This is a genomic window from Sodaliphilus sp. (genome assembly GCF_045598405.1).
Taxonomy (GTDB): Bacteria; Bacteroidota; Bacteroidia; order Bacteroidales; family Muribaculaceae; genus Sodaliphilus; species Sodaliphilus limicaballi.
The window spans coordinates 1-5,000 of the sequence record NZ_JAZLLZ010000002.1; the positions used below are offsets into that span (position 1 = coordinate 1).

At 50.8% G+C, this 5,000-nt stretch carries 4 protein-coding genes and 1 tRNA gene; 2 read left to right on the plus strand and 3 right to left on the minus strand.

Translation table 11 applies throughout. From position 1 onward, the window contains the following. Positions 1–958 precede the first annotated feature (958 nt). Entirely contained in the window at positions 959–2,773 is a 1,815-nt protein-coding gene (typA, locus tag ACKI3C_RS00030; protein ID WP_407400954.1) for a translational GTPase TypA, read from the minus strand. A 151-nt stretch (positions 2,774–2,924) separates the two neighbouring features. Between typA and ACKI3C_RS00035 the strand changes: the two genes are divergently transcribed. Further along, positions 2,925–3,716 (plus strand): alpha/beta fold hydrolase, encoded by a 792-nt coding sequence (locus ACKI3C_RS00035; protein WP_407400955.1) that lies wholly within the window; start codon positions 2,925–2,927, stop codon positions 3,714–3,716. On the opposite strand, the gene ACKI3C_RS00040 is transcribed toward ACKI3C_RS00035, so the two are convergent. Both ACKI3C_RS00040 and ung read right to left on the minus strand, forming a co-directional pair. Then, positions 3,713–4,177, minus strand: coding sequence for a GAF domain-containing protein (locus ACKI3C_RS00040; protein WP_407400956.1), 465 nt, complete (start codon positions 4,175–4,177; stop codon positions 3,713–3,715). The genes ACKI3C_RS00035 and ACKI3C_RS00040 overlap by 4 nt on opposite strands. A 4-nt stretch (positions 4,178–4,181) precedes the next feature. After that, the gene (gene ung, locus ACKI3C_RS00045; protein WP_407400957.1) at positions 4,182–4,844 is read right to left on the minus strand and encodes a uracil-DNA glycosylase; all 663 of its coding nucleotides are present in this window, start codon (positions 4,842–4,844) and stop codon (positions 4,182–4,184) included. 69 nt (positions 4,845–4,913) lie between these two features. On the opposite strand from ung, the gene ACKI3C_RS00050 reads away from it, so the two are divergent. After that, positions 4,914–4,985, plus strand: a tRNA-Arg gene (locus ACKI3C_RS00050). The last annotated feature ends 15 nt before the right edge of the window (positions 4,986–5,000 follow it).

A 5,000-nucleotide genomic window follows, 5' to 3' on the forward strand; every position in this document is an offset into this window, starting at 1 on the left:
ATCTGGGCATTTGCTATCACGGCTGTAAGGAATAGGGATAGCAGAGTGATCGAAAATTTCTTCATATTTTATAGTATTTATAATATTTCAATCTACAAAGGTACATCTATTTTACGAAAAACAAAAGACGAAGACCAAAAAAAACGAAAGACGAGGGGGGAAGGATGAGCGATTTCAGTGCGGCACCTCCGAGGCCGGTAGTTTTATATTCCTTTCTCCGACGGACTGCGTACGCCAGTTACGATGCAACAAGGCGGTTCCACCGCCGCACCCCTTTATCCCCACCTCCGACGGTCGAAGACCGTCGGTAGGTCGCCAGACCACCAGACAGCAACACGACCCAACCAGCTTTGACGGGGAACCCGTCACACTGCATCGTAACCGGCGGTCGCCAGACCGTCGGACAGGGAGCCATCTACCAATCGGCCTAGACAGAGGCCGCACTGCATCGTAACCGGCGGTCGAAGACCGTCGGTAGGTCGCCAGACCACCAGACAGCAACACGACCCAACCAGCTTTGACGGGGAACCCGTCACACTGCATCGTAACCGGCGGTCGCTAGACCGTCGGTAGGAAAACTATCCACCACACTGGCCTCGGCAGAGGCCGCACTGCATCGTAACCGGCGGTCGAAGACCGTCGGTAGGTCGCCAGACCGTCGGACAGGCCGCCAGACCGTCGGACAGGGAGCTAGACCGTCGGACATGGAGCTAGACCGTCGGACAGATATATACCATATTATTAGTGTCCTATAAAAACGTCGGAGACGTTAGAGACTCGAAGAGTCTCACTATGCAAACCGAGCCTTGGCGAGCTCGACGAAGTTAAACCCCATGCAAGCATCCTCGAAGAGGAACGCCAACACCAACCAGCACCCAACTCACGATTACAGATAAACACACACAGTAACGCCCGGCAACTTTGATGCTGCCGGGCGTCGTTATCGTGATATCCAGTTTTAATCTTCCTGGCCGTTTGCCTTGTTAATGCGCTTGCGCTCAAGTTCATCAAGAACAATCTTGCGCATGCGTATGTGGTTAGGAGTAATCTCTACATACTCATCGGCCTTGATATACTCAAGTGCCTCCTCTAGGCTGAATACGATGGGCGGGATGATGCGCACCTTCTCGTCGTTACCGCTTGCACGCATGTTGGTGAGCTTCTTTGACTTGGTGACGTTTATCACGAGGTCTTTCTCCTTGCTGTGCTCGCCCACTACCTGACCGCCGTAAACCTCATCCTGCGGGAAGATGAAGAACTTGCCGCGGTCTTGGAGTTTGTCGATTGCATAGGCAAACGCTGTTCCGCCTTCCATAGCGATGAGCGAACCGTTGAGACGTCGAGTGATGTCGCCTTTCCAAGGCTCGTAGCACAAGAAACGATGAGCCATTATAGCCTCGCCAGCACTGGCTGTGAGCACATTGGTGCGCAGACCGATGATACCGCGTGAAGGTATCTTGAATTCGAGCAAGATGCGGTCGTTCTGGGTCTCCATGAGGGTCATCTCACCCTTGCGGCGTGTCACCATATCAATCATCTTGCTTGAGTATTCCTCTGGGACGTTGATAGTGAGCGACTCGATGGGCTCGCACTTCACGCCGTCGATTTCCTTGATGATAACTTGGGGCTGACCCACCTGGAGCTCATATCCCTCACGGCGCATTTCCTCGATGAGGACACTGAGGTGAAGCACTCCGCGGCCAAACACGAGCCACGCGTCCTCGTTGGGCGAGGGTTCAACGCGCAGGGCAAGGTTCTTATCAAGTTCCTTCATCAGGCGGTCGTAGATGTGGCGTGATGTCACAAACTTACCGTCCTTGCCGAAGAAGGGAGAATCGTTGATAGTGAAGAGCATCGACATTGTGGGCTCATCAATCGCAATGCGGGGAAGCGGTTCGGGATTGGTGAAACAAGTGATAGTATCGCCAATCTCAAATCCGTCAATACCCACGATAGCACAGATGTCGCCGCTGGCTACGCTTTCCACGTGCTTCTGGCCCATGCCCTCGAATGTGCGGAGTTCCTTGATCTTCTGGCGTGTCACTGTGCCGTCTTTCTTGCACAAGCCCACTTCCATACCATCGGTAAGTGTGCCGCGATGAACACGGCCCACTGCGATACGGCCCACGTAACTGCTATAGTCCAGCGAGGTGACAAGCATCTGAGCATCGCCCTCATTCATCTCGGGGGCGGGAATGTGCTCAATGATTGCATCAAGCACTGCCGTGATGTTGTCGGTGGGTTGAGTCCAGTCATCGCTCATCCATCCGTTCTTGGCCGAACCGAACACTGTGGGGAAATCGAGCTGTTCCTCGGTTGCATCAAGGTTGCACATGAGTTCGAACACAGCCTCCTGAACCTCGTCGGGGCGGCAGTTGGGCTTATCAACCTTGTTGATGACAACGATGGGTTTGAGTCCCAGCTGAATCGCCTTCTGGAGCACGAAACGAGTCTGGGGCATAGGACCCTCAAAGGCGTCAACGAGAAGCAAGCAACCATCGGCCATGTTGAGCACACGCTCTACCTCACCGCCAAAGTCGCTGTGACCCGGGGTGTCGATGATGTTGATTTTATAACCGTTATAGTTGATTGAAACGTTCTTGGAAAGGATAGTGATGCCTCGCTCTCTCTCCAGGTCATTGCTGTCGAGAATTTGATTACCCATGTTCTGATTGTCGCGAAACAGGTTACCTGCAGCGAGCATTTTATCTACCAGTGTTGTTTTGCCGTGATCGACGTGAGCGATAATGGCTACGTTTCTAATATTCTGCATTGTACTATTTTTTCTTTTGCGGGTGCAAAGTTAGTGAAAATTTCGCAATTATGCACATGTTTAATACATTAAACAATGATTTGCATAGTAGAATGCACATTTATTAGGAATATTTGTGTAACTTTGCAGTACACAAAACCCAAAACACGACATGAAAGTAACAGTAAACTGCGCCACTGGCAAGAACTTTGAGATAGACTATTTTTCGTTTGGCAACGGCGACAAGCCTTTTGTGCTTATCCCCGGATTAAGTTTGTTGCCTGTAACCCCTATGGCCAAGGCTGTGGCAATGCAATATCGTGCATTTCATTCAGGCTACAAGGTGTATCTGTTTGACCGCAAGCGTTCTATTCCCAATGGATATACCATTGAGCAGATGGCCGACGACACGGTCAATGCGATGCGCTTGGCTGGGTTAAGCAAGGTGTTGCTCATGGGATGTTCGCAAGGCGGAATGATGGCGCAGGTGATTGCGGCAAAGTACCCCGAAGTGGTAGAAAAACTCGTGCTCTGTTCTACCGCTGCCACCCCCGACGAGAATGCGCGAGCAGTGCTCGGACGATGGATCGAACTGGCACAGGCAGGCGACATGAAGGCATTTAACCGCAACGTGTTTCAACACGTTTATTCCAAAGAATATTATGATAAATTTGCCGATTCGTTTGCTCTGGCCGAGGAACTGGGAACACCTGCCGATATCGCACGATTCATCCCCCTTGCAAAAGCATGCCTGGGATATGACGCTCACACTGTAATCAAAGGCATACAGTGCCCTGTGCTGGTGGTGGGGTCAAATATCGACAACGTGCTGGGTGGAAAAAGTTCGCTAGAATTGGCCGAAGCGCTCAATGCCAAGTTGGTAATGTATGACAACTATGGCCACGCTGCCTATGACGAAGCTCCCGACCTGCACGAGCGGTTGATTGACTTCTTCGAGAACTAATATATAACCTCAGAGATTTTTTGAGCAACCTCGCCAAGATATTTGGCATCGACATCGTCAAATGACGCAAGTTCACGACTGTCGATATCGAGCACTGCACACACTGTTCCCGCGTTATTTTTCAGCGGTACAACAATCTCGCTGCGCGAGAGACTGCTGCACGCAATGTGCCCGGGAAATTCTTCCACATCGGGCACTACGAGAGTCTTGGCCTGTGACCACGATGTGCCGCACACGCCACGTCCGCGCTTGATGCGGTAACATGCCGAGGTGCCTTGAAACGGTCCTAGTTCGAGCATGTCTCCATTCACAGTGTAGAATCCAACCCAGAAATATACATCACCCATCACTTCACGCATGAGAGCCGAAGCATTGGCCATCACGCTAACAGCATTAGTCTCCCCGTCTATCATCGGGACAAGACGTGCCAGCAATTCCTTGTATTTTGTCTCTTTTTCCATATTATTACCAATTTATAGGCTCGATGCCATGCTTCGCAAGATAAGCATTGGCCTGCGAGAAATGATGATTGCCGAAGAATCCGCGATAGGCCGAGAGAGGCGACGGGTGCGGCGAAGTGAGAACAAGATGCTTCATGCGGTTGATAAACGCGCCCTTCTTGATAGCATAGCTTCCCCACAAGATGAATACAAGATGCTCTCGCTCGGCGGCAAGGCGGGCAATGGCTGCATCAGTAAACTCTTCCCACCCGCGGTTTTGGTGCGATCCGGCACGATGAGCCTCCACCGTGAGCGTCGCATTGAGTAGCAGAACCCCTTGCTGAGCCCATCGTTCAAGATTACCGCTGGCAGGAATAGGAGCACCAGTGTCGTCATGAACCTCCTTGAAAATGTTGTGGAGCGACGGTGGGAATGGAATCCCGTCGTTAACGCTAAAACATAACCCATTAGCCTGCCCCACATCATGGTAAGGGTCCTGCCCCAGTATCACAACCTTCACGTCATTGAAAGGAGTAGTGTCAAAGGCAGCAAATATCTGCTTACCAGGAGGGAAAATCTGCTTGGTGCTATACTCACCGCGAAGCCATTGAGTGAGGTTTACAAAATAATCTTTACCCCATTCAGCAGCAAGTTCACGTTTCCAGCTCTCTTCAATCCTTATATTCATATTCATGCAATCTAAAATTCATTTGCAAATCTACTAAAAATATAGTAATTTTGCAAAACAAACATCAATGGACCCGTAGTTCAATGGATAGAATAAAGGATTCCGGTTCCTTCGATTGGGGTTCGACTCCCCACGGGTTCACTAAAATAGGCGTAA